The organism is Sulfuricurvum sp., from assembly GCF_049277495.1.
Classification (GTDB): Bacteria; Campylobacterota; Campylobacteria; order Campylobacterales; family Sulfurimonadaceae; genus Sulfuricurvum.
The window spans coordinates 1-20,904 of record NZ_JBASYM010000024.1 but is presented as its reverse complement, the minus strand read 5'-3'; the positions used below and the strand labels follow the sequence as shown (position 1 = coordinate 20,904).

21 protein-coding genes are annotated in these 20,904 nt (G+C 46.0%); 3 read left to right on the top strand and 18 right to left on the bottom strand.

The window, feature by feature from the left end:
* Positions 1–10: 10 nt before the first annotated feature.
* The 11 genes from WAO38_RS05250 to tlyA all read right to left on the bottom strand — a co-directional run bounded on the left by WAO38_RS05250 (position 11) and on the right by tlyA (position 9,786).
* Positions 11–1,363: an SLC13 family permease gene (locus WAO38_RS05250; protein WP_422235021.1), complete on the bottom strand. Its 1,353-nt coding sequence runs from the start codon at positions 1,361–1,363 to the stop codon at positions 11–13.
* A 3-nt stretch (positions 1,364–1,366) separates the two neighbouring features.
* Positions 1,367–2,254, bottom strand: coding sequence for an NAD(P)H-dependent glycerol-3-phosphate dehydrogenase (locus WAO38_RS05245; protein ID WP_422235019.1), 888 nt, complete (start codon positions 2,252–2,254; stop codon positions 1,367–1,369).
* A complete protein-coding gene (locus WAO38_RS05240) occupies positions 2,251–2,952 on the bottom strand; it encodes an NAD-binding protein (RefSeq protein ID WP_422235017.1) in 702 nt (233 codons plus the stop codon). The genes WAO38_RS05245 and WAO38_RS05240 overlap by 4 nt, the downstream gene beginning before the upstream one ends.
* Positions 2,949–4,508 (bottom strand): ion transporter, encoded by a 1,560-nt coding sequence (locus tag WAO38_RS05235; RefSeq protein ID WP_422235015.1) that lies wholly within the window; start codon positions 4,506–4,508, stop codon positions 2,949–2,951. The genes WAO38_RS05240 and WAO38_RS05235 overlap by 4 nt, the downstream gene beginning before the upstream one ends.
* Before the next feature lie 8 nt (positions 4,509–4,516).
* Positions 4,517–5,947: an Asp-tRNA(Asn)/Glu-tRNA(Gln) amidotransferase subunit GatB gene (gene gatB / locus WAO38_RS05230; protein WP_422235013.1), complete on the bottom strand. Its 1,431-nt coding sequence runs from the start codon at positions 5,945–5,947 to the stop codon at positions 4,517–4,519.
* Positions 5,948–6,004: 57 nt separating this feature from the next.
* Positions 6,005–6,559, bottom strand: coding sequence for a thiamine phosphate synthase (locus WAO38_RS05225; protein ID WP_422235011.1), 555 nt, complete (start codon positions 6,557–6,559; stop codon positions 6,005–6,007).
* Positions 6,556–6,834, bottom strand: a complete 279-nt coding sequence (locus WAO38_RS05220; protein WP_422235010.1) for a hypothetical protein — start codon at positions 6,832–6,834, stop codon at positions 6,556–6,558. The genes WAO38_RS05225 and WAO38_RS05220 overlap by 4 nt, the downstream gene beginning before the upstream one ends.
* Before the next feature lie 9 nt (positions 6,835–6,843).
* On the bottom strand, positions 6,844–7,521 hold the full coding sequence (locus WAO38_RS05215; RefSeq protein WP_422235008.1) for a F0F1 ATP synthase subunit A: 678 nt from the start codon (positions 7,519–7,521) through the stop codon (positions 6,844–6,846).
* A 252-nt stretch (positions 7,522–7,773) separates the two neighbouring features.
* Entirely contained in the window at positions 7,774–8,190 is a 417-nt protein-coding gene (locus tag WAO38_RS05210; RefSeq protein ID WP_422235006.1) for a c-type cytochrome, read from the bottom strand.
* Positions 8,191–8,267: 77 nt separating this feature from the next.
* Entirely contained in the window at positions 8,268–9,095 is an 828-nt protein-coding gene (locus tag WAO38_RS05205; RefSeq protein WP_422235004.1) for a bifunctional riboflavin kinase/FAD synthetase, read from the bottom strand.
* Entirely contained in the window at positions 9,076–9,786 is a 711-nt protein-coding gene (tlyA, locus tag WAO38_RS05200) for a 23S rRNA (cytidine-2'-O)-methyltransferase TlyA (protein ID WP_422235002.1), read from the bottom strand. The genes WAO38_RS05205 and tlyA overlap by 20 nt, the downstream gene beginning before the upstream one ends.
* A gap of 86 nt (positions 9,787–9,872) precedes the next feature.
* On the opposite strand from tlyA, the gene WAO38_RS05195 reads away from it, so the two are divergent.
* Entirely contained in the window at positions 9,873–11,066 is a 1,194-nt protein-coding gene (locus WAO38_RS05195) for an NAD(P)/FAD-dependent oxidoreductase (RefSeq protein ID WP_422235000.1), read from the top strand.
* On the opposite strand, the gene ligA is transcribed toward WAO38_RS05195, so the two are convergent.
* The 7 genes from ligA to WAO38_RS05160 form a co-directional block, all read right to left on the bottom strand.
* On the bottom strand, positions 10,992–13,004 hold the full coding sequence (gene ligA, locus WAO38_RS05190) for an NAD-dependent DNA ligase LigA (RefSeq protein WP_422234998.1): 2,013 nt from the start codon (positions 13,002–13,004) through the stop codon (positions 10,992–10,994). The two genes, WAO38_RS05195 and ligA, sit on opposite strands and share 75 nt — an antisense overlap.
* A 234-nt stretch (positions 13,005–13,238) precedes the next feature.
* The gene (locus WAO38_RS05185) at positions 13,239–13,637 is read right to left on the bottom strand and encodes a hypothetical protein (protein ID WP_422234996.1); all 399 of its coding nucleotides are present in this window, start codon (positions 13,635–13,637) and stop codon (positions 13,239–13,241) included.
* 112 nt (positions 13,638–13,749) lie between these two features.
* Positions 13,750–14,700: a tetratricopeptide repeat protein gene (locus WAO38_RS05180; protein ID WP_422234994.1), complete on the bottom strand. Its 951-nt coding sequence runs from the start codon at positions 14,698–14,700 to the stop codon at positions 13,750–13,752.
* A gap of 229 nt (positions 14,701–14,929) precedes the next feature.
* On the bottom strand, positions 14,930–15,538 hold the full coding sequence (locus tag WAO38_RS05175; RefSeq protein WP_422234992.1) for a BRCT domain-containing protein: 609 nt from the start codon (positions 15,536–15,538) through the stop codon (positions 14,930–14,932).
* Between the two features lie 87 nt (positions 15,539–15,625).
* Entirely contained in the window at positions 15,626–15,964 is a 339-nt protein-coding gene (locus WAO38_RS05170) for a hypothetical protein (protein WP_422234990.1), read from the bottom strand.
* 210 nt (positions 15,965–16,174) lie between these two features.
* Positions 16,175–17,830, bottom strand: coding sequence for a diguanylate cyclase domain-containing protein (locus tag WAO38_RS05165; protein ID WP_422234988.1), 1,656 nt, complete (start codon positions 17,828–17,830; stop codon positions 16,175–16,177).
* A 129-nt stretch (positions 17,831–17,959) separates the two neighbouring features.
* Positions 17,960–18,328 carry a hypothetical protein gene (locus tag WAO38_RS05160; protein WP_422234986.1) on the bottom strand — a complete coding sequence of 123 codons (369 nt, stop codon included), beginning with the start codon at positions 18,326–18,328 and terminating at the stop codon, positions 17,960–17,962.
* 152 nt (positions 18,329–18,480) lie between these two features.
* Here WAO38_RS05160 and WAO38_RS05155 point away from each other — a divergent pair, with 152 nt between their 5' ends.
* Positions 18,481–19,089: a hypothetical protein gene (locus tag WAO38_RS05155; protein WP_422234985.1), complete on the top strand. Its 609-nt coding sequence runs from the start codon at positions 18,481–18,483 to the stop codon at positions 19,087–19,089.
* A gap of 211 nt (positions 19,090–19,300) precedes the next feature.
* Positions 19,301–20,904, top strand: a 1,604-nt coding sequence (locus WAO38_RS05150) for a protein adenylyltransferase SelO (RefSeq protein WP_422234983.1), incomplete at its 3' end; no start/stop codon positions are given.

Genomic DNA, 20,904 nt, shown 5'->3' with positions numbered 1-20,904 from the left:
AGTCAACCTTTTAAATAAAATTTTTCCAATAAAAATTGGCGAATACTACAATCAAAATAATTCCGATGATATTCAGAACTATTCCATACTGTGCCATCTCTTTGATTTTGATCACACCGCTGGACATCACGATCGCATTCGGAGGCGTCGCTATCGGCAGCATAAACGCATAGCTTGAACTGATCGTTGCCACCATCATAAACAAGATGGGATCAAACTGATTTTGGATCGAAAAGGAATAAATGACCGGCAGCATAACCGAAATCAGTGCCGTATTTGACGTAATTTCCGTCGTAAACGTAATCAATGCCGCAATCGCCAATATAATCATCCACGGGGCCAAGGTTCCGAGCATTCCCAGACTCTGCGCCGTAGTATCAGCCAATCCCGTATCCGAGAATGCCTTGGCAATCGCGAATCCCGCACCGAACAAAAACATAATCCGAAACGGGATTTTACCTTTGTCTTCCGTCCAGTCGAGCAAATTCAACTGCGGTAAAAAGAGGAGTAATCCGAAGGTAAGCATTACCCCCTCTTCTGCCAACCCCAATCCATTCCAATAAGGACGGATCGGAGCATTGATCAACAATACCGCCATCAGTACCCCAAGAAGAGCCAAGACCTTTCGCTGAGGCGGTGTCAACGGAGGATGCGATTCACTGGCATGGCTCGGCTCATTCGCCAACCCAAGCCCGAGCACCCATCCCATCATTCCCAGCATTACAAATGCCAACGGCGCGACCATCACAACCCACTGTACAAAAGGGACGACCGGAAGCGAATGTTCCCCCAAGATACCGAGTAAAATAAGATTTGGGGCCGTCCCGACGGGGGTTATAATCCCCCCGATACTTGCCCCGTAGGCGATGGCGAGAAGATAGCGCATTTGGATTTTCGGAACACTCGACAAAAACAGCCCCATCGATATCAACAGCAATGTCGTGGTCGTATTGGAAAGGAGCGAGCTTAACATTGCCGAGGTAAATGCCAAAGCGAAAACCACCCCTTTGGCACTTTTCGGAAAGAGATTAAGTAAATGGTGTGCCATCCATCGGTGCAAACCGCTCTTCTCTACCGCAATCGCCAGTAAAAATCCGCCAAAAAAGAGGTAAACGATCGGATTGGCATAATTGAGTGCCGTTGTTTTGGTATCGATTATCCCAAAAGCGGGGAAAAGAATAATCGGCAAAAGCGACACCACGGCCATCGGAAGCGCTTCATTGCTCCATAATGCCACAAGCAAGACGATGGTTCCCAGCAATGCCGCTTGAACCCCATTCAGAAATACAAAAGCGATACCGAAAACCATCAGTGCCATAACAATGGCAATGGTCAGTTTCTTCGATTGTTCCGAGATATTCATCCTTTAGCGTTCAATCAAATCACGCAGACTCTGCTGCGGTGATTTCCCCTCTAAGATGGCATATACTTCTGCGGCGATCGGCAAATAAACACCCCGTGCGACAGCGATCTCATGCAAAGCATAAGCTGTCCCGATCCCTTCGCTTACTTCACCGATCTCTTCACATACCGCCTCTTTGCTCAACCCTTTTGCCAATCCGAGTCCGACCCGAAAGTTACGCGACAAAGGGGAACTCGCCGTTAAAAACAGATCGCCTGCGCCGCTGAGTCCCAAAAAGCTCTCTGTTTGCGCTCCGTAAGCACGCCCGAAACGTTCCATTTCCACCAATCCTCGGGCAATCAGGCTCGCTGCGGCGTTATGTCCCAGAGCAAGCCCCTCGCAAATTCCCGCCGCAATGGCAATAACGTTTTTATACGCTCCCGTAATCTCCGCGCCGATCACATCTTCACTGATGTACGTGCGGATAAATTTTGGAAACAGCGCCGCAAATTCCTGTGCGGTAGAGGTTGAAGCCGAATTAATGACCAGTGCCGTCGGCAGAGACCGTATTACTTCCGATGCGAACGATGGCCCCGATAAAAAGGCCAGATTAGCCTCCGGTACATACTGCATGTAGATTTCGTTTAGAAATCGGCCGCTGGAGGCTTCGATCCCCTTCGCCGCAACCAGAATCTTTTGTCCGGAAAATGTAAAGTTCTCTTGCAGCCATTGTCCGATCTGCTGCGCAGGGACCGTGATAATAAGATACTCGCACGCCAGCACTTCGGAAAGAGGTTTAAAATTAGGCCAATCCCGCGGTGTTCGGGAAGTAATGATCACCTCATTTTTTTCACTCAAAGCAAAGCTGAGAGCTTCACCCCATTTTCCTGCTCCGATTACCCCTACTTTCATACCGTCACCCCGATTGCTTTAGAGAGAGCATTGATTTTATCCTCATATCCGACAATCACGAGGATGTCTTCCGGATCGATATGATGGTTATGCCCTTTGGAGGTAAAACTAAACGTTGCCGAAAGTTCATGATCGACAATGGCCAGTACGATAACATCATATTCATTCACCCAGTCGATGTCATAAAGATGTTTTCCGACAATCACCGAATTGTGGGGAACACTGATCTGTACGATTTTGAGCGCCGTGTTTTCATATAAAATATCATGTATCACTTCATTGACAATCGGTTTCTCTAACATTTCGGCGATAACACCGGCAGTGATCTGCAAGATCGGCATGACTTTATTGGCTCCGGCACTTTTGAGCTTTCGTGCGCTCTCATGTTCACCGGCCAAGGCAATAATCTGCAAGTCCCAAAAAACCGACCGAAGCGAAATCGTTAGAAAAACATTCTCCGCATCATTTTCCAAAGCGCAAAAAACAATCAGGGAATTTAAATCGAACCGCTTTTGAATCGACTGCCAGTTCTCTCCCAGATCGAATAATTCTCCCTCATATCCTGCGGCTCGGACAGCCGAAAGCTCTTCATCATCCATGACAAAAACACAGAATGAAGGATATTCACCCGATATTTGATGAATGATTTGCTTTGCATATTCATTAAAACCGAAGACTATCGCGCTGTCGTATTTCATCGGTTCCCTTTTTTATAGATCATCGCTTTGAATTCATTGATAAGGGCACGTGTTCCGATAACGATAGCGACGTCTCCCGAATCGATGACAAGATTCGAACGCGGATTGAAAAAAAATACTTTTTTAAATGTCTTATAGACTCCAAAAACAATGAGGCGATTTTGAAACAGCGGGAGATGGGCAATATCAAAAAAACGGTCACAGGTATATTTATCCAGCACGATCTCTTCAATATAGACTCCGCTTTTTTCAGCACGCAATTCATTGATCACATCAAACGCGATAGGTTTTCCGCTTACTTGTTTACTCATCAAACCGATCAATTCCTGAGTATAAACGATCTCACTGATCCCTGCCAATAAAAGTTTGCGCCGGTTCTCGACCTGATTAAGAACCGATAAGATTTTGATGCTTGCCGAAAGTTCCCGAACCGTCAATGCCGTATAAACATTCAAGACGTCGCTCTCTTGAAACAACAATACCGATTCGACCTGCTGCTCAAAATTTACTTTTAGCGTTTGGTAGGTAGAGAGGGATGAGGAATCCATCGCCAACGCCTTGAAGCCGTATTTTTGAGCTTCCAGCACTTTCGTATTCTCTTTTTCCAGAATAATGACTTTTTTACCGCTTTTTAAAAATCGCTGTGCAACTTCATGCGAAAGTGACGAGTATCCGCAAATAATATAAAAACGGTCCAGCTTTGAAACGTCATCGATCAGTTTCTCTTCTTTAATCTCATCAAGCTTTTCCGTAAATGCCGAAACGACAATCGATGTTGCAAACGAGATAACTGCGATACCCGCGAAGATGATCACCATCGCAACCGTTCTGCCCTCATCCGTTACCGGAACGAAATCACCGTATCCGACCGTGAAGATCGTCACTACCGACCAATAAACGGCATCAAAAAGGGTATTGATACGAGATTCGGGATTATTGGCTTCCATGATATAGATAAGAACCGAGGAAACCACGATAATGACGGTAGCAAAAAGGCCGAGAGTAAAAATTTCAAATTTTTTAGAGGATAAAATCGAAACAAACTGGGTCAGGCTTTTCGTATAGCGAAAGAGTTTAAAGACCCGGAATAAAATAAAGATGCGCAGCATTCTGAGCTCATGGAAAAATGGCATGATCGCCAATAAATCGATAATTGCGGAAAGTGAAAAAACATATCCGGCTTTATTGACCACACTCTTATGCAAAGCTTTTCTAAAGCTGAATGAACGCTGTAAAAAAAGATCATGCTCATACTGATCAATAACGATTTTTGAAAGATCGCTGTAGATCCACATACGAAGCATATACTCCATAAAAAAAATCAGCGAAATGACATAACTGTTAAAAAAAAGCCACCCTTCACTCATCTCATGTTTTACATGACGGATAAGGATATAGACACTGATAACGATCAGCGACATCATAAAATAGTCAAAATATTTTTTATACGGATAGGCAGAGTTTTCAAGAAGATTATAAAAGAACTTTTTATAATGGCGATAACGAGGCGATGTATGAAGGAAAAAAGCGAGTCCTACAATCCATTGCCCTACCACATTAACCCTTACTGCGCTAATTTGGTTTGGAGGATTTCATTCAGCGTATTCGGGTTTGCTGAACCTTTGGAAGCTTTCATTGCCTGCCCGACGAAGAAACCGAAAAGTTTGTCTTTACCCGATTTATATTCGGCGACTTTATCGGTATTCGCCGCTAAAATCTCATCAATAAGAGCTTCAAGAGCACCGGTGTCACTCACTTGTTTGAGTCCGAGTTTCTCGATCACTTCATCCACATCTCCGCCGTTATGTTCGAGAAGATAATCGAGGATATCTTTTGCCGCTTTACCGCTGATGACGTTCTCTTCGATACGTTTAACAAGCGTTCCAAGGGTTTTGGCACAGACGGGAGATTCATGCGCGCTAATGCCCCCTTTGAGACGTCCTTGCAACTCTACCGTGAGCCATGAGACGGCATTCTTCGCCGTAATACCGCACTCAAGCATCGATTCAAAATAATGGGCATTCTCTAAATCGGCCGTAATCACGACTGCATCATATTCCCGCAGACCGAACGCACTTACGAAACGCTCTTTTTTGGCATCCGGCAGTTCAGGGATATCAAGGATCTCACTGTACATCGCATCATCAACGATCACTTTTAGCAAATCAGGCTCAGGGAAATAACGGTAATCCGCCGCCCCCTCTTTCCCACGCATCGAACGGGTCTCTTGTTTCGCCTGATCGAAAAGACGGGTTTCTTGAACGATCTCATCTTCATAGACACCGTCTTCCCATGCCTCTTTTTGACGGGCCACTTCGAGCTCGATCGCACGTTGGATAAAACGGAAGCTGTTGATGTTCTTGATTTCGACACGGGTATAGAGTTTTTCATCCCCTTTTGGACGGATCGAGACGTTGACATCGACACGGAATGAACCCTCTTGCATGTTCGCATCGCTGATATCGAGATAACGGACGATCGAGTGGAGTTTTTTAAGATACAAAATCGCATCTTCGGCTGAACGCATATCCGGTTCGGAGACGATTTCCAAAAGCGGTGTCCCCGCACGGTTCAAATCGACCTTGGAAATAGGACCTTCATGGATATTTTTTCCCGCATCCGCTTCGATATGGGCACGGTTGATACGGATGGTTTTATTCGTACCGTCTTCGAAATCAACAATCAGTTTTCCGTGTTCCACGATCGGAGTATAAAGCTGCGTGATTTGATAGGCACTCGGACTGTCCGGATAAAAATAGCTTTTACGGTCAAAAAACGACGTCCGGTTGATTGTTGCTCCCACTGCCGTACCGAACATTCCCGCTTTTCGGAGCGCTTCTTTGTTCAAAACCGGCAATGCGCCCGGCAAGGCTAAACAAGTAGGACACGTATTGGTGTTTTGTTCATGGTTAAAACTCGTTGGGCATGAGCAAAAAAGTTTAGACTGGGTGTTGAGCTGGACGTGAACTTCCAAACCGATAATGGTTTCAAACATACGAAAAATTCCTTATAATAATTAAATTCTGCCTCTCCAGAGGCAAGCTTTAGTGCTTCAGCGGGTAAAATAACGTATTGAAGCGAAACCGAATGCTCCGCATGCTTCAACCGCATTTATTTGCTCTTGGGAGACAATTCCGCCCAACGCAAAAATAGGTATCTCTATTTTATCCACAATTTCTTTTAAATCCTCTAAACCCTTGGGTTCTCCCTTATTCGGCGAAGTAAAAATCGGGCTGTAGGTGATCGCATCTGAGCCTTCATCCTGCGCCATCAACGCTTCAAGATGGGTATGGGTACTGGTTATGACATACAATCCCAGTTTTTTTGCCTCATGGATCATACCATGCTGGTGAAAGGTAAGATGAACTCCGTCAGCTCCCAGTCGATAAGCCATTAACGGATCCCCGTGCAGTAAAATCTTTTCTACTCCGTTTTTTCGGCAAATATCGATAAAAGAGGATGCGAGAGATTGGTAGCTAAGCGTTTTTTTATCACGAAAAAGGGCAAAGTCGGGAATAACTCGGGTAAAAACAGTTTGAAGCGTTGCAGTAAGCGTCTCAGCTTCACTGCCGTAATATGCGGGATCGGTAATTAAATAGCTTTTCACGCGTCCTCTGAAGGTTCCTTGAGACGTTCCCGAATCTCTTCGAGAAGTGCGGTTTGGTGGATCATCATTTCGTGACGATCCCGCGACTTAGAAATACTTTCGAGTACCAAAATCAAAAAAAGTGCTAAGAAAATGAAAACAAAAGTGAACATCAATGCGGGAACCATACCGAGGAAAATAACGGATTGAAAAGTGACCCAGGCTCCGACAATAACGAAAGCCCAGGATACACCGTTGAGGAAGCCCAAAAGTGCGTCGAACGTACTTCGCTTCATCGTCGGTTCTTAGTGGTCGTCGTGAAGAAGAACTGCGCCACCGAGGTAAACGTAGGTAAGCATCATGAAAATGAATGCTTGCAAAAATGCCATGAACGTAAGGAGTGCGAAAGGAACGATAGGAAGAATCCATGGAGCCAGCATCAACAATACCATCAAGAACATATCATCCCCTTTGACGTTACCGAATAATCGGAAGCTCAAAGAGATAACACGGGAGATGTGTGAAACGATCTCGATCGGAAACATCAACCATGCCAACCACCATACAGGACCCATGAAGTGTTTGAAATAGCTGATCAAACCGTTGCGGCGGATACCTTCAAAGTTGTAATAAACGAAAACAACCAAAGCAAGCGCCAAGGTGAAATCCAAAAACGCACTCGGCGCTTCAAAACCCGGAAGAACTCCGATAACGTTGGCAATACCGACGAAAAGACCGATGGTTGCAACCAATGGAAGATAACGGCGTGCTTCTGCTTTGCCCATAACGTCAGCACCCATTGCGAGTACGCCGCTAAGATAAGCTTCCATAACGTTTTGTGTTCCGCTTGGAACCAATCGTAGATTTGATGTCGCCATTTTCGCAATCACAAGGACAATAGCTGCAGTGAGCAGCATGTGCGTGAGGAAAATAAAGCTATGTTCGTGGCTGATAAGGCCGAAGAAGGTAAACAACTCACCCATAAGTAGCGTTCCTTTGCATATAAAAATTAGCGGGATTTTACCGTTAATGAGATTAAATTCCAATAAACCCAGATGAAGCAATCCCCTCTTTTCGCTTATTATATGATCATTAATCATTTTTTGACGCGATTTCAGAGAGATTTATTGCGGATGCTGCGTAAAAATATGACAGAAAGTCTATTCATCCACTTAAAATCAAAAAGAGGCAGAATCCGCAGTTACCCCCAGAGGGGGCAGAGGAGAGAAGAATAGTTATTTAGGCCCGAACGTCGTGACAATGTACTCCGCCATTTTTTCGTCGGTAATTTTACCTTCACGCTCTTCGACTTTTTTTAAGTTCTTCTGCATTACAGAGTGAGCCGATTTGCTGTCAAAATCTTTGTTTCTTAAATCTTTTAATTTAGCAACAAGCTCCTCTTCGCTCATTCTGTTGAGAGGAGGACCGTAAATATTCCCTTTTTCTTGCGATGCCATACCGTGGGAAGCGGCTTCTTCCACCGAAGTCCCCGGCTGTTCTTTGAGTTTCGGTACTCCGTTCGCTTTCAGCCCATGGCAGTTGGCACAACGGTTTTTATAAATCATACTAGGGGTTTCTAAAACTTTCGCGCTACAGAAACTTGACATCAGCAACGATGCAAGACCTGCTATCAATAATCCACGTGTTTTCATTTTCGACTCCTGAATTTCAATTATATTAAATGATAACATTATTGAATTAAAAAAATCTTAGATGCTATTTTTCGTCTCTATAAACTGAGATGGATCAACTCTCTTTTCGCGTTCTTGATATCCTCATTAATCGCCGTTTTCAACGATTCCAGCGTCTCAAATTTTTGATTTTTTCGTAAAAACTTGACAAAACTCACCGAAGCCTTGGTGCATGAGTCGATGTTTTCCCCTAAAATATGGCTCTCAACCGCATAACTTCCATCGGTTGTGATGCGGTGTCCTACAAAAACGACGCTCGGATGAAAATGTTCCTCATCATCCAGACGGGTCAATGCCGCGTATACTCCCTCGTAGGGGAGCAGATATCCGCTGCATTCAAGATTGATCGTCGGAACAAGATCGGTCTTGCCGATCCCTTGGCCTTTGACGACCGATCCTTTAATCGTGTAGTTATGGCCCAGAAAGCGGTTTGCTCCGCTCAGATCGCCGATTTGGATTTTGGTACGGATTTTGTGCGAATGGACTGAATCATTGTCGATGCACACCTGTTCAATCACCCGGATTTCCCCGCTAAAGAGTTCGTGCAGATTGGCATGGGAATAACGGCGGTTTTTCCCGAAATGAAAATCATATCCGACGACGATTTTTGCTAATTTCGGAAACTGTTTTTGAAGCAAGGCGAGAAATGCTTCCCCCTCCAAATGCCGAATATCTTCCAGCGAGTAATAATAGATCGGATAGTGCGTGTAATGTTCCCGTTCGCGTCCGGGGGTCAGATTGGCATATCCCGTCTCAATAACGACAATAGCTCCGTTCTCTCCCAGCTCGTCAAATAGCCGCTGATGCCCGATGTGCATCCCGTCAAATCCGCCGATGGCAATGGAATCAACCTTTGACAAAGCCATAACAGGTCTCCTGATTTCCCTCTTTTCCGCTGATATGGGCTGTCTCTTTCGCTACCAGTGTCCATCCCATCAGCGCGCAGGCATCTTCCAAACGAATCATCGCTTTACCGATCGCTTTATCGTCTTTCACCACACCGTTTTTATCCCGTTTCACTTCACGGCCCACTTGGAATTGGGGTTTGAAAAGGAGGATAATGTAGTTTGAAGCGAGTCGGTCAATGGATTCAAGGATCAGTTCCAACGGTATAAAGGCCACATCACACGTCACGAGATCAAATGGCTTTTCACTCGTAAACGTCCGTATATCGGTATTTTCATGGACACGGACACGGGAATCGCTCCGCAGACTCGGGTGCAGCTGTTCGGTACCGACATCGACACAGGTAACTGCCGAAACACCGCTTCCCAAAAGCACTTGGGTAAATCCTCCGGTACTTGAACCGATATCCAAGGCATTTAATCCGCTCAGGTTCCATTCCGTATACGGGATGAATCCTTTAAGTTTGATCGCGGCACGGCTCACGTAAATCTCCGTATCGGCAACCTCGACATTCATCCCCTCGGCGATATCGAATGAAACTTTATCAATAATTTTGCCATCCACGCTCACCGCAAAATCTTTAATCAACTGCTGTGCTTTGTTACGGCTCTCGACAAGCCCCATTTCTACTAAATAACTATCAAGTCTCATATTGGTCCATCATTTTATAATTCGTTATGGTGACATAACTTTGTTTAGGATACCATTGCGCGAAGTTTTTAGGGTAAGGAATCGTTATGCAATCAGTTCATGTCGCTATCATCGGCGGAGGATACGGCGGAATACGTGCAGTGGAGCGTTTAGCCGCAAGTACTCAGGTTACCATCACCGTGATCGACAAAAATCCTTACCACTATATGCAGGCGGAAGTCTATGACTTCATCGCCAACAAAGTCGATATGTCCCATATCATGATCGACCTCCCATCCCTGTGCAAGAGTTTTGAACGGGTAGAATTCGTGTGCGATGAAGTCACATCTATCGACACCTCATCCTCGATCCTTTCAACGCAAAGCAAAACGATTGCCTACGATTACCTCATCATCGCGACCGGAAGCCGAACCTATTTCCCCGATTTTATCACCGGACTGCGAGAACATGCCCACGGAGTCAAAAACATCCCTGCCGCTTTGGATTTCAAGCAGCAGTTTGAGCGCGCACTCCTCAACCGGATCGAAGCGCAGACTCACGGCTGCGAAGTGGAGCCTTTCAATATCGTCATCGGGGGAGCGGGGCTTTCCGGCGTGGAAATAGCCGCAGAGATGGCGGCATATGCCAACCGTTTTTACCAAAACGGAAATTTCGGGTGCCGCGGGATCGATGTTTATCTTATCGATGCGTATGAAAGTATCCTTTTTGGAATGGACCCCTTTCTCATCCACAGCGCCTATGAAAGGCTTATCAAACTGGGTGTCCACGTGTGGCACAATAACCGCATCAGCGAAGTGCGTTCCAAAGAAATTCTCCTCGACAACGGCAAAACACTTGATTTTGAGTTTATGATCTTTACCGGAGGGATCGCCGCTTCGTCACTTACCCAGTACCTCGGTTTTGAAACGAATGCCAAAGGGCATTTGATCGTCACCGAAACGCTTAACATCCCTTCTCATGAGAATATCTATGCCATCGGCGATATCACGCAGGCAACCGATGAAAACGGCAAATTCATCCCTCCGACGGCGCAGCTCGCCGAACGTGGAGGCGAACATGCGGCCCTCAATATTCTCCGCTCCCTCAAGGGAAAATCCAAACGCCCGTTTCGTTTTAAAAACCAGGGGGTGATGATCGCTTTGGGGGGGGAATACGGAGCAGGACTTCTCCCCGGAGGGATCAAAGTCAAAGGGTATCTCGCCTACTTAATCAAAAAGGGAATTTTTCGGTTTTATACGGATGCTCTCCGCCGCCGAAGCGCTATCGGGAAACGACGTTAAATTCCGAAATTCGCTTTCGGTAAGAAGCGTTACCCCCAGCTCGAGTGCTTTATCATACTTGCTCCCCGCATCTTCGCCGTAAATGACAAAATCGGTCTTTTTCGAAACAGATGAGGCGACTTTTGCCCCGAGCCCTTCAAGCAAAACTTTGATCGTATCCCGAGGCACACTCATCGATCCGGTAATCACGACGCTTTTACCTTTAAACGGGTTCTCCGCCGCTTCGATTTTTACGGGGGCGGAAGGATTGAGGATCGAGCGAAGACGTTCAATCTTCTCCCCATTGACACGGACAAATTCGAGCAGCGATTCGACCATCTCCCCGCCGAATCCTTCCAATGCCAGAATCTCTTCACGCGACGCTTTATCAAAGGCCGTTCCGAAGGCCAGACACAGACTCTTAGAAGCGACCTCGCCGATATGTTCAATCCCGAGAGCATTAATAAAACGCCAGCAATCGCACCCTTTTGCGGCATCAATCGCATCGATGAGATTCCGGCTCTTTTTCTCTTTGAACCCTTCCAGAGACAAAAGCTGCTCCATCGTGAGGCTGAAAAGATCGCTCACTTCGCGGACCATCCCCGACTGATGCAGCGCTTCGACGATCTTATCCCCCAATCCGTCGATATTCAGACACTGTTTTGAGGCAAAATAGATAATGGAATTGACCACGCGCGCTTCGCAGGAGAGGTTTTGGCACTTGATCAGCGCCCCCTCATCCAAAAGCTCGCTTCCGCAGACCGGACAGTTGTGTGGACGATGGACGACCTGCTCGCTTCCGTCTCGCTCGCTTGCGATCACTTTGATGATTTTCGGGATGACATCGCCGCTGCGGAGGATAATAACCTTGTCTCCGACACGGATGTCTTTGCGCTCGATCTCATCAAAATTATGGAGTGTTGAGCGTTCTACCGTCACTCCTTCGATATCGACCGGCTCGACAATAGCGACCGGGGTAACGACACCGCTTCGGCCGACTTGGAGGATTATCTCCCGCAAGGTCGTCAGTTTCTCAATCGCGGGAAATTTGTAGGCCGATGCCCAGCGGGGATTTTTAACCGTATACCCCAGCTCATCCTGCACCGCGATCGCATCGACTTTGATCACCATCCCATCAAGGAGCATCGCGAAATTGTCCCGCTCCACCCGCATCTCATGGTAAAATGTCTCGATTTGCTCTGCACTCTCGCATAAATGGGTCATGTGGGGATTACGAAATCCCAGTGCATAGACCCATTCCATCCGATCGCTCAGATTTTTGATCTCCAAGGTGTTGAAACCTATCCCGTAGGGCATAAATACCAACCGGCGCGAAGCGGTGATACGAGTATCGAGCTGGCGGAGGCTCCCCGCCGCCGCGTTGCGGGGATTGGCAAAAAGCGACTCGCCGTTTCGGAGGCGCTCTTCATTGATTTTCTCAAAATCCTCTTTGAAAATCACCACTTCGCCCCGAATCTCGATCCGCCCGGTATACTCTATACTCAGCGGGATACTCTGAATCGTTTTGGCATTTTGAGTGACGTCTTCACCTTCGACTCCGTCACCGCGCGTGATCGCCTGAACCAAAGATCCGTTATCGTAGATCAGATTCAGACTCGCTCCGTCAAATTTCGGTTCGCAGTAAAACCGTACATTGCCGTAATTTTTGGTGATACGGTTGACCCAGGTCTCCAGCTCTTCCCGGCTGAAAAGATCCTCTAAACTCCACATCCGGCTCAAATGCTGTGCTTTCTCAAACTTGTCCTGCGGAACGTCCCCTACCCGCTGTGTCGGAGAATCGGAGATAATATTTTCGGGATATTCATGCTCATACGCCACGACTTTGTGGTAAAGAATATCATATTCCTCATCGGTCGTGATCGGATCGTCGAGAACATAATAGTGATAGGAGAGTTTTTTAAGCCGTTCTACGGCGTTTTGGTATTCGGTTTGGGTCATTAAACTTCTCGTCTTTTAATCGGCAATGTAAAGTGTTTGTGTGATTTTACGCAAAAGTTTATAAATAAGAACATGATGTCCTTTTCTTTTTAGTAAAGAAAAGAACGAAAAGAAAAGCGCCGCTCAAACAGAACGCTATCAGCCGATTCGGCACTACTGCCATCGGCTGAGCTCTATGTGTGTTTTCGCGGCATATTTTTGCAGTAATTATTTTCCCGTCTATGTTTAGTCTCTTTAATGCTGATTGCCGTGACCTTTGTTCCCATGATCATTACCCCGACCTTTGTCACGGTGTTTTTCTCGATAACGCGGAGCATACTCGTGTTCGTACCAACTATCATTCACAAACATGACACGCTCGCCGCAGGCGCGGTATTCGTGACAGTGCTTCTTCCAATTTTTGGCGTGTCCCGGCGGGACGCGCAGATAGACTGGCTGGCGGTTCATCGATATCCCACGTTCAACGATTATCGGCTGGCTGTAGAGCACTCTTGGCTGTGGGAAGTCGCCGATGTCAATCTGGCCATAAAAGCCGGGCTGGCCGATACTAACCGAAACACCAACGTCGGCAGCAAGTGCCGGGACACTAAAAGTGGCAGCGGCAATTACCGCTGATAGGATAAAACGTTTCATTATGACCCCTTTTTTCTATAAATATCTTTTTACTATAACACAAAATGATATATTTTCATATATTCTACTGCAAAATACAAAAATTACAATACTAAATAGTAAAAAATCTTCCCTATAATTTAATACTCTTATCAACCAATTTCCATAATTTTTCAGGTTCCTGAACTAACAGCATACTTTCATAGCTTTGAAAGGAGTTCATATCTTTGGCGACAGTATCTCGGATCTCTTTGGCCGCCTCGTTTCCGCCCTTCATCGACATATCTAACAAAGCGTACGAAAGGGTAGAGTTTTTCGTAAGATTTTGCCCCAGACCGTACATCAGCCCGAGATTCATTTGCGCGGTAGGTTCCCCTTGTTTTGCCGCTTTCACATACCATTCGATAGCTTGAATCGGATTCTTTTTCGCCTCATACAAATCGCCCAGCAACGTTTGGGCGAGCGCATATCCATGATCCGCTGCTTTCTCGTACCATTGTATGGCTTCGTCATTGTCTTTGGGAACCCCGTTGCCTTCCGCATACATCAGCCCCATGCTCATCTGCGCCGGTGCATACTCTTGTTCGGCAGCTTTCTGATACCAGTACAATGCTTTTTTAGAATCTTGTGCTACCCCTTTGCCGGCATCATACATGACACCCAGATTATATTGGGCGTCAACATTCTCCTGCTCAGCCGAGCGGCGATACCACCGTACGGCTTCCGCATCGTCCTGCGCAACCCCTTTGCCTTTTTCATACATCCAGGCAAGAGAGTTCTGGGCAGTTGCATCCCCTTTCTCGGCAGCTTTGTGATACCAGAAAACAGCCTCACCGTCATCTTTGGGAACGCCATAGCCGTATTCGTACATCTCTCCCAGATTCGTCTGTGCCGGAGCATATCCCTGCTCCGCCGCCTGACGATACCAATAGAGCGCTTGTTCATCATCCTGGTCAACGTAAGTGCCGTTATGGTACATAATCCCCAGTTTGTTTTGAACATCGGGATCACCCTGCTCGGCCAGTTTTAGATTTTTTCTCAAATTGATAGCATGTATAAAAGGGGTAATTAATGCGGAAAACATATATTCCTCCTATTATGAAGATATTTAATTTATTAATACTTGGATTTTATCGTTTATAAACTGATGTTACCAAGTTAACCTTTTAAAAGCTTTTGCAATAAGTGTTCTTCGATATTATAAAGACCGATTGTGTCAAACTTCATATAAAGTATTTTGGAAGTGGAGATTCATTTATGGGGTGTGATTTTGGGCTACTTTGAAGTGGCTTATCCCTTTTTCTGCCTTTTACTTATAATTGAGCTTCATTTGCCCAATGTTCTTCCGTAATTATTACGAGTGGAATACCATTATCGCGGTATTCTATTGCTTTTTCAATTTTTCGACCAAAATTTTCATGCGCCCAGCTATCAGTAACGTATGTTCCCAATATGAGATAATTCAAGGTTTTAGTTACCCCATTGGCGTTAATGCCACCCAATGACTCTATCACATCTTGACATTGTTTCCGTGTGCCAAAAGCACATGTCCCCGTAAATAGAAACGAAGTCCTTTCGAAAGTTATTGGCGGCATAGGGTCATTTATTGGCAATGTACTGGTTTTTGAAAGTTCCCCGATTTCTGACTTTTCACCAGAAATTGCTTTGAGAATTCCTAATAGTTCAGTAGATTCCTCTGTGTCTAATATTCCATCCTTAAGCATGGAATCTACCTTTTCTAGAAGGTTGAGAATTATCGGATTCTCTGTAGTGTAACGATTTTGTACTAGCCAAGATAATAGAAATTCAGCTTCTTTTTGATTTACTTTCTCATCTGCAATCAGTCCCTTGCTCAAGCCGATCAATGTATCAACCTGACGATCTTGAATGTGTTTTCGATTAAACCTTGTGAATATTTCCATCATTTTTCCTTTTACCTAACGTTTAAAATGAACAATTAAAAAACTATCTACAAGTTTTTGATTGCTCACCTTTGGTTTGTTATGAATTCAATCATTTTTGATCTTATATAGCATATAAAACTGCCAAAGAGCCAGTGGGAAAAAAACAAATGCCAATACGACGACAGCATTAATAATGTTGAATAAGAGTTTCCTCTTCGCTACATAATTATTTAGCTCTTTAATTGCAAGAAAAGGCATTAGCATGGTTGGAATGGCTACGATGATGAATCCAAAGAGGGCGCCTAAGGCGAAATGAAAATATGTTGCACTTGGTGCATCGGTAGCCATCACTCCTAAAAAAAATGACATGAAACCTGCTAAAAGAATTCCCAACACCATTTCTATTTGGTATGAGACTTTAAGGTACTTAATATATTTTTCCATGGAATTCCTTTTGTACTTAATATATAAACATCAGAATTTAACAAAATGAAATATTTTTAAAGATTGTACTATGATGTGAGGGAATTTGCAAGGAAAATGATGAAGCACTCTTCGACAAAAAAAGGGTACCGCTCATGAAGCGATGTTTCCTTGAGCTAAGGGCAAAAGGAAAGAGAAATAACGGGGGCGTCACTGAAGTTCTTTGTAAAATTATTTATGTGAGAAAAAACTAATCTTATTCCTACCCGATTCTTTGGCGGAATACATTGCCGTATCGGCATTCTTGATTAGATCAACGGATGTACTTGCATCGGCGGGGAACAAGGCGATGCCAACAGATGCTCCTACATGGAGCACTTCACCGAGAATCTCCATAGGCTCATTTATCGAGCTGACAACACGGTTGGCAATATACGCAATTTCGTCTTTTTCTTTCGGATTGTTGAGGACAACTATAAACTCGTCGCCGCCTACGCGGGCCACGGTATCAGACTCCCGCACCAGTAGCAGGAGCCTTTTCGCTACTTCCTTTAACAGATCGTCCCCGACGTTGTGTCCAAACTGGTCGTTGACGAGCTTGAATCCGTCAAGGTCGATGAACATCAGCGCCAAATTGCACTGTTCACGATTGGAATTGATAAGTCTTTGGTTTATCCGATCCATCAGCAAGGTACGATTCGGCAAGTCGGTCAGGGCATCGTGAAAAGCCAAGTGTTTTATGTGTTCATCTTTACGCCAAAGAGTGGTAACGTCGTTGAATACCGAGACATAGCGCATAAGCTCACCGTCCGCGTCGCGAACCATGCTGATGGTCATCTGCTGCAGGTAAAGATCTCCGTCTTTACGTCGGTTCCATATCTCGCCGTTCCACCGCCCCTTCATTGTTATCTGCGTCCACATGGAGGCATAAAATGCCCGATCATGCTGGTTGGATTTAAGAATGCGGGGGTTATGTCCGATAGCCTCCTCAGCCGTATAGCCGGTTATCTCGATGAAAGCCGGGTTAACTGACAGAATAATCCCATTGGCATCGGTGATCAGAACACCATCAAGCGTATTCTCAAAGACGCATGCGGCCAGTTCGAGTTTCGCCTCGGTTTCCTTGAGCATAGTCACTTCACTGGACTGAATCGCAAATCCTTTGACCGTACCATCGGCATCAAAATGGGGAATATAGTGCCCGATGATATGCCCTACGCTTCCACTGGCTTTGTTCAGAGCCCGCTCAAAACGCTGCGGTTCACCGGCCAGAACTCGCTGAATATGGGGTTGGTTCAGAGCAAACAGCTTCTCACCCGCCAGATCCAGGAACGTGATGCCGACAATCTCCTCGGGCGACTTCCCGAACCACTCACGGTAGGCATTGTTAGCATAACGGCAACGCAAGTCCCTGTCCCAATAGCCGATCATATTGGGTACGTTGTCAACGATGGTTCTGATGAATTGCTCGCGCTCGGTACAGATCTTCGATACCGATTCGGCCTGCTTGAGTTTCTTGCGCATATGCCGAACGACTTCGACAAGGTAGACGATAAAACCGGAGGTGAAGGCAAAAATGGCCATTTCCAAAAGGTCAAAACGATTATCAATAAAAGGGTGCACAGCAAATAACGGCCACAGAAATATGACCGAAAGAGAGGCAAGTACAATTGCCAGAAACCCGGCGTAAAATCCCGCATAAAGAGCAACGGCAATCACCGCAGGATAAAATGTCACCCATGCAAGCTCCGACTCTAACGCCTGCAGCGGCCACACCCTCAAGGCAGCGGCCAAGCTAACCAGTACGAGTGCCGCAAAAAAATGTTTGAGGTATTGTGCGGCCGTTACTTTCTTTAGCCACTGAGCTTCATTCGTTGGGACATTCATATTTTCTTTGTACATAGTCTTTCGAGCTCCGATACGAGTCTAATGGCCGCAATTGGCCAACGATCTTATAGCTTTCAGCATGTCAGGTTGTACTACGTTTCAAAATGGATCAAGCGCTAAAACAATTATTTATCGAGGCAGACGTTGAAAGCCTGACCATTTTTTTTTATTATATCGGAATAAAGTCTTGCATGCGGAACAAGGCCCATTCCCGATAACAGTATTAAACCTGATTAAAACCTCACCAGATGGTTTATACATATTATTTAAAGTCTCTTCTAATGTATAAGCATCAGAATATTCGTGCTGTTCATTCGCACTTTTTATTGCAAGGATCAATTTCTCTGAATCATATTCTTGTTCCACATTTTTATTTGCAATCCATTTCTGCTCCCATGGCTCTGTTTTTGTCCATGCATCATTCACATTTACTACCAAGACAATTAGTGCAACTAGAAAAATAAACATTGTGAGAAGATTTATGGTTCGATCAATCATTTACTGAAGATAAAAGGCAGAGTCCCGACTTAAACCCCTTTTTCTTATATAATACGCCTCAAAGGATCCGTACATGGCTATCAATCATTCATCTTATGACGCAATAGAGCATATGCAACCGGAACCGGAAAATTCACCGGGACTCTTATAAAATGATAGAACCCTACTATTTGGGTTTGGCAGCCCAGTTCATTCTCGCTATCTCCATTCTCCCCTATGCGATCAGTATCTTCCGCGGAACCGTCAAACCCAACCGCATTTCCTGGTTTATTTGGAGTGTGATCGGTTTTGCCTTTTGGCTGATCACCCCCCAGAGTGCCGATCATGTCACCAAGATGCTCACCGTCATTTTTTGGATCAATCCGACACTGATCTTTGTATTGACTCTCATTAAGGGCGAGTATATCAAACCCGACAAACTTGAAACGTTCTCTCTGCTTGTGGGGCTCTCGGCCATTGTCATTTGGCTCATCTACAGAGAGAGTTCGGGAGTCTTGCCCACGCTCATAGCCATAGCTGCAGATTTTTGCGCCCTCTTACCGACACTGCGCTTTGTGATAACGGCTCCCGATGAGGAGACCCCGCTGGCATGGATCTGCTTTTTTCTGGGATCATTCATCGCCGTTTTCGGGATCGAACACTATACGCTGGAGAGTCTGCTGCTGCCGGTCTATATGACCATCGGGGCCTTTTTGGTCGTCTTTCCGCTGATACGCTATCGGATCAGGATGAGGATTCCGGTTCGGCATTGGATCATCTGATTCACCTGAGCCCCTAATCTTGTACAAAATAATTAGATTCGTTTGCTGTCTCTTGTTTGACTTTCCCTATATATAATTCCTCTCAATTGACTGAGATTACACACTTTTCGAGCAAAGCCCGAAAAGCGGCAGGGACAAATGTCCCTACAACCCCCTAAAGCTAGCCATATCTGTCGGATATGGCAGAAAAAATTTGATTGAGGTGAACGCCATGAATGACACTTCCGCACCTGTAAAAACCCTGAGCGATCTGGCAGCCTTGGCAGATTATTCGCTCACAGATACCCTTACCCCGGATCCTGAGGCGACGCGTGATGGTGTCGACCACGCTCCGCGGCAAGTCTTCTCCGGGCACTATGTCCCCGTGAATCCTACCCCTATCAAAGACCCCCACTACATAGCCCACAGTCAGACTTTTTTTAAAGAGCTGGGCTTTGATAATACCTTGGCGACCTCTGAGGATTTCATACGGATGTTTTCAGGCGATGCTTCGCAACTGCCAAAACCTTTACGCACCCATGGCTGGGCGACGGGCTATGCCCTCTCCATCTACGGCACCGAATACTACCAGCAGTGTCCCTTCCAAACGGGAAACGGCTATGGAGACGGGCGTGCCATCTCCATCCTCGAGGCCACTATCAACGGCCAGCGCTGGGAAATGCAGCTAAAAGGGGGCGGAAGAACCCCTTACTGCCGCGGAGCTGACGGCCGTGCGGTACTGCGTTCGAGTGTAAGAGAGTTTTTGGCACAAGAACATATGCACGCACTGGGCGTACCGACTTCACGTTCTTTGACGCTCTACACCTCGAAATCCGAGACCGTAAAACGCCCTTGGTTTAATCAGGGCTCCTACTCCCGAGATCCCGAAGTGATGATCGAAGAAGATATCGCGATCACTACACGGGTGGCTCCTTCGTTTCTTCGGGTGGGTCAGATCGAGCTATTCGGCCGCCGCGCCCGCAAACAGGAACACCCTAAAGCCCTCGAAGAGCTGGAGCAGATCGTACTGCACGCTATTGAGCGCGAATACAGCGACGTCATCGAGCCTCATTTATCACTGGAAGAAAAAGTACTCTTGCTTGCTATTCACTTCCGCAACCGCCTTACCTCACTGGTGGCCAACTGGATCCGCGTAGGCTACTGTCAGGGTAATTTTAACAGCGATAATACTGCTGTAGGCGGCTTTACCCTCGATTACGGCCCGTTTGGATTTATCGATCTGTTCGATCCCAAATATCAGCCGTGGACGGGTGGCGGAGTCCATTTCTCGTTTTTAAATCAGCCTCAGGCGGCGGAGCGCAATTTCCATATGTTTTATTCGGCACTCAGAGCGCTGGTCGCGTCCAACCCCGATGTTGCGGCTCAGCTTGATGCCATCCGACAGGGCTTTGATAAAGTAATGGATGAAAAAATGGAAAAGATGTGGGCAGCAAAACTGGGTCTGAACACCTTCGATGAACCGCTCTTTAGAGAGCTCTTTATGCTGATGGTACAAACGCACGTCGATTATACGATCTTCTTCCGTGAGCTCTCGTCCATACCTGAGGAGATCAGCCCGCTTCAAAAAAGCTTCTATGATGAGACGTTGCTCACTGAACAGCTTCTCCAACGGTGGACAGAGTGGCTGGAAAAATGGAGATCGCGCATCAATGCCACTACTCCTGAAGAACGCGCAAAACTCTCAGAGCAAATGAAACGGGTCAATCCGAAATATACATTGAGAGAGTGGTTCCTCGTCCCTGCCTATCAGCAGGCCGAAAACGGAGACTATGCATTGATACATGAACTGCAAGAGGTGATGACACATCCTTACGA

Coding starts and splice junctions, on each gene's coding strand:
- WAO38_RS05250 (WP_422235021.1), bottom strand. CDS start 1,363: ATGAATATCTCGGAACAATCGAAGAAACTGACCATTGCCATTGTTATG.
- WAO38_RS05195 (WP_422235000.1), top strand. CDS start 9,873: ATGCAATCAGTTCATGTCGCTATCATCGGCGGAGGATACGGCGGAATA.
- WAO38_RS05175 (WP_422234992.1), bottom strand. CDS start 15,538: ATGGAAATATTCACAAGGTTTAATCGAAAACACATTCAAGATCGTCAG.
- WAO38_RS05185 (WP_422234996.1), bottom strand. CDS start 13,637: ATGAAACGTTTTATCCTATCAGCGGTAATTGCCGCTGCCACTTTTAGT.
- WAO38_RS05215 (WP_422235008.1), bottom strand. CDS start 7,521: ATGGGTGAGTTGTTTACCTTCTTCGGCCTTATCAGCCACGAACATAGC.
- gatB (WP_422235013.1), bottom strand. CDS start 5,947: ATGTTTGAAACCATTATCGGTTTGGAAGTTCACGTCCAGCTCAACACC.
- WAO38_RS05220 (WP_422235010.1), bottom strand. CDS start 6,834: ATGAAGCGAAGTACGTTCGACGCACTTTTGGGCTTCCTCAACGGTGTA.
- WAO38_RS05155 (WP_422234985.1), top strand. CDS start 18,481: ATGATAGAACCCTACTATTTGGGTTTGGCAGCCCAGTTCATTCTCGCT.
- WAO38_RS05180 (WP_422234994.1), bottom strand. CDS start 14,700: ATGTTTTCCGCATTAATTACCCCTTTTATACATGCTATCAATTTGAGA.
- ligA (WP_422234998.1), bottom strand. CDS start 13,004: ATGACCCAAACCGAATACCAAAACGCCGTAGAACGGCTTAAAAAACTC.
- tlyA (WP_422235002.1), bottom strand. CDS start 9,786: ATGAGACTTGATAGTTATTTAGTAGAAATGGGGCTTGTCGAGAGCCGT.
- WAO38_RS05165 (WP_422234988.1), bottom strand. CDS start 17,830: ATGAATGTCCCAACGAATGAAGCTCAGTGGCTAAAGAAAGTAACGGCC.
- WAO38_RS05245 (WP_422235019.1), bottom strand. CDS start 2,254: ATGAAAGTAGGGGTAATCGGAGCAGGAAAATGGGGTGAAGCTCTCAGC.
- WAO38_RS05205 (WP_422235004.1), bottom strand. CDS start 9,095: ATGGCTTTGTCAAAGGTTGATTCCATTGCCATCGGCGGATTTGACGGG.
- WAO38_RS05170 (WP_422234990.1), bottom strand. CDS start 15,964: ATGGAAAAATATATTAAGTACCTTAAAGTCTCATACCAAATAGAAATG.
- WAO38_RS05240 (WP_422235017.1), bottom strand. CDS start 2,952: ATGAAATACGACAGCGCGATAGTCTTCGGTTTTAATGAATATGCAAAG.
- WAO38_RS05210 (WP_422235006.1), bottom strand. CDS start 8,190: ATGAAAACACGTGGATTATTGATAGCAGGTCTTGCATCGTTGCTGATG.
- WAO38_RS05160 (WP_422234986.1), bottom strand. CDS start 18,328: ATGATTGATCGAACCATAAATCTTCTCACAATGTTTATTTTTCTAGTT.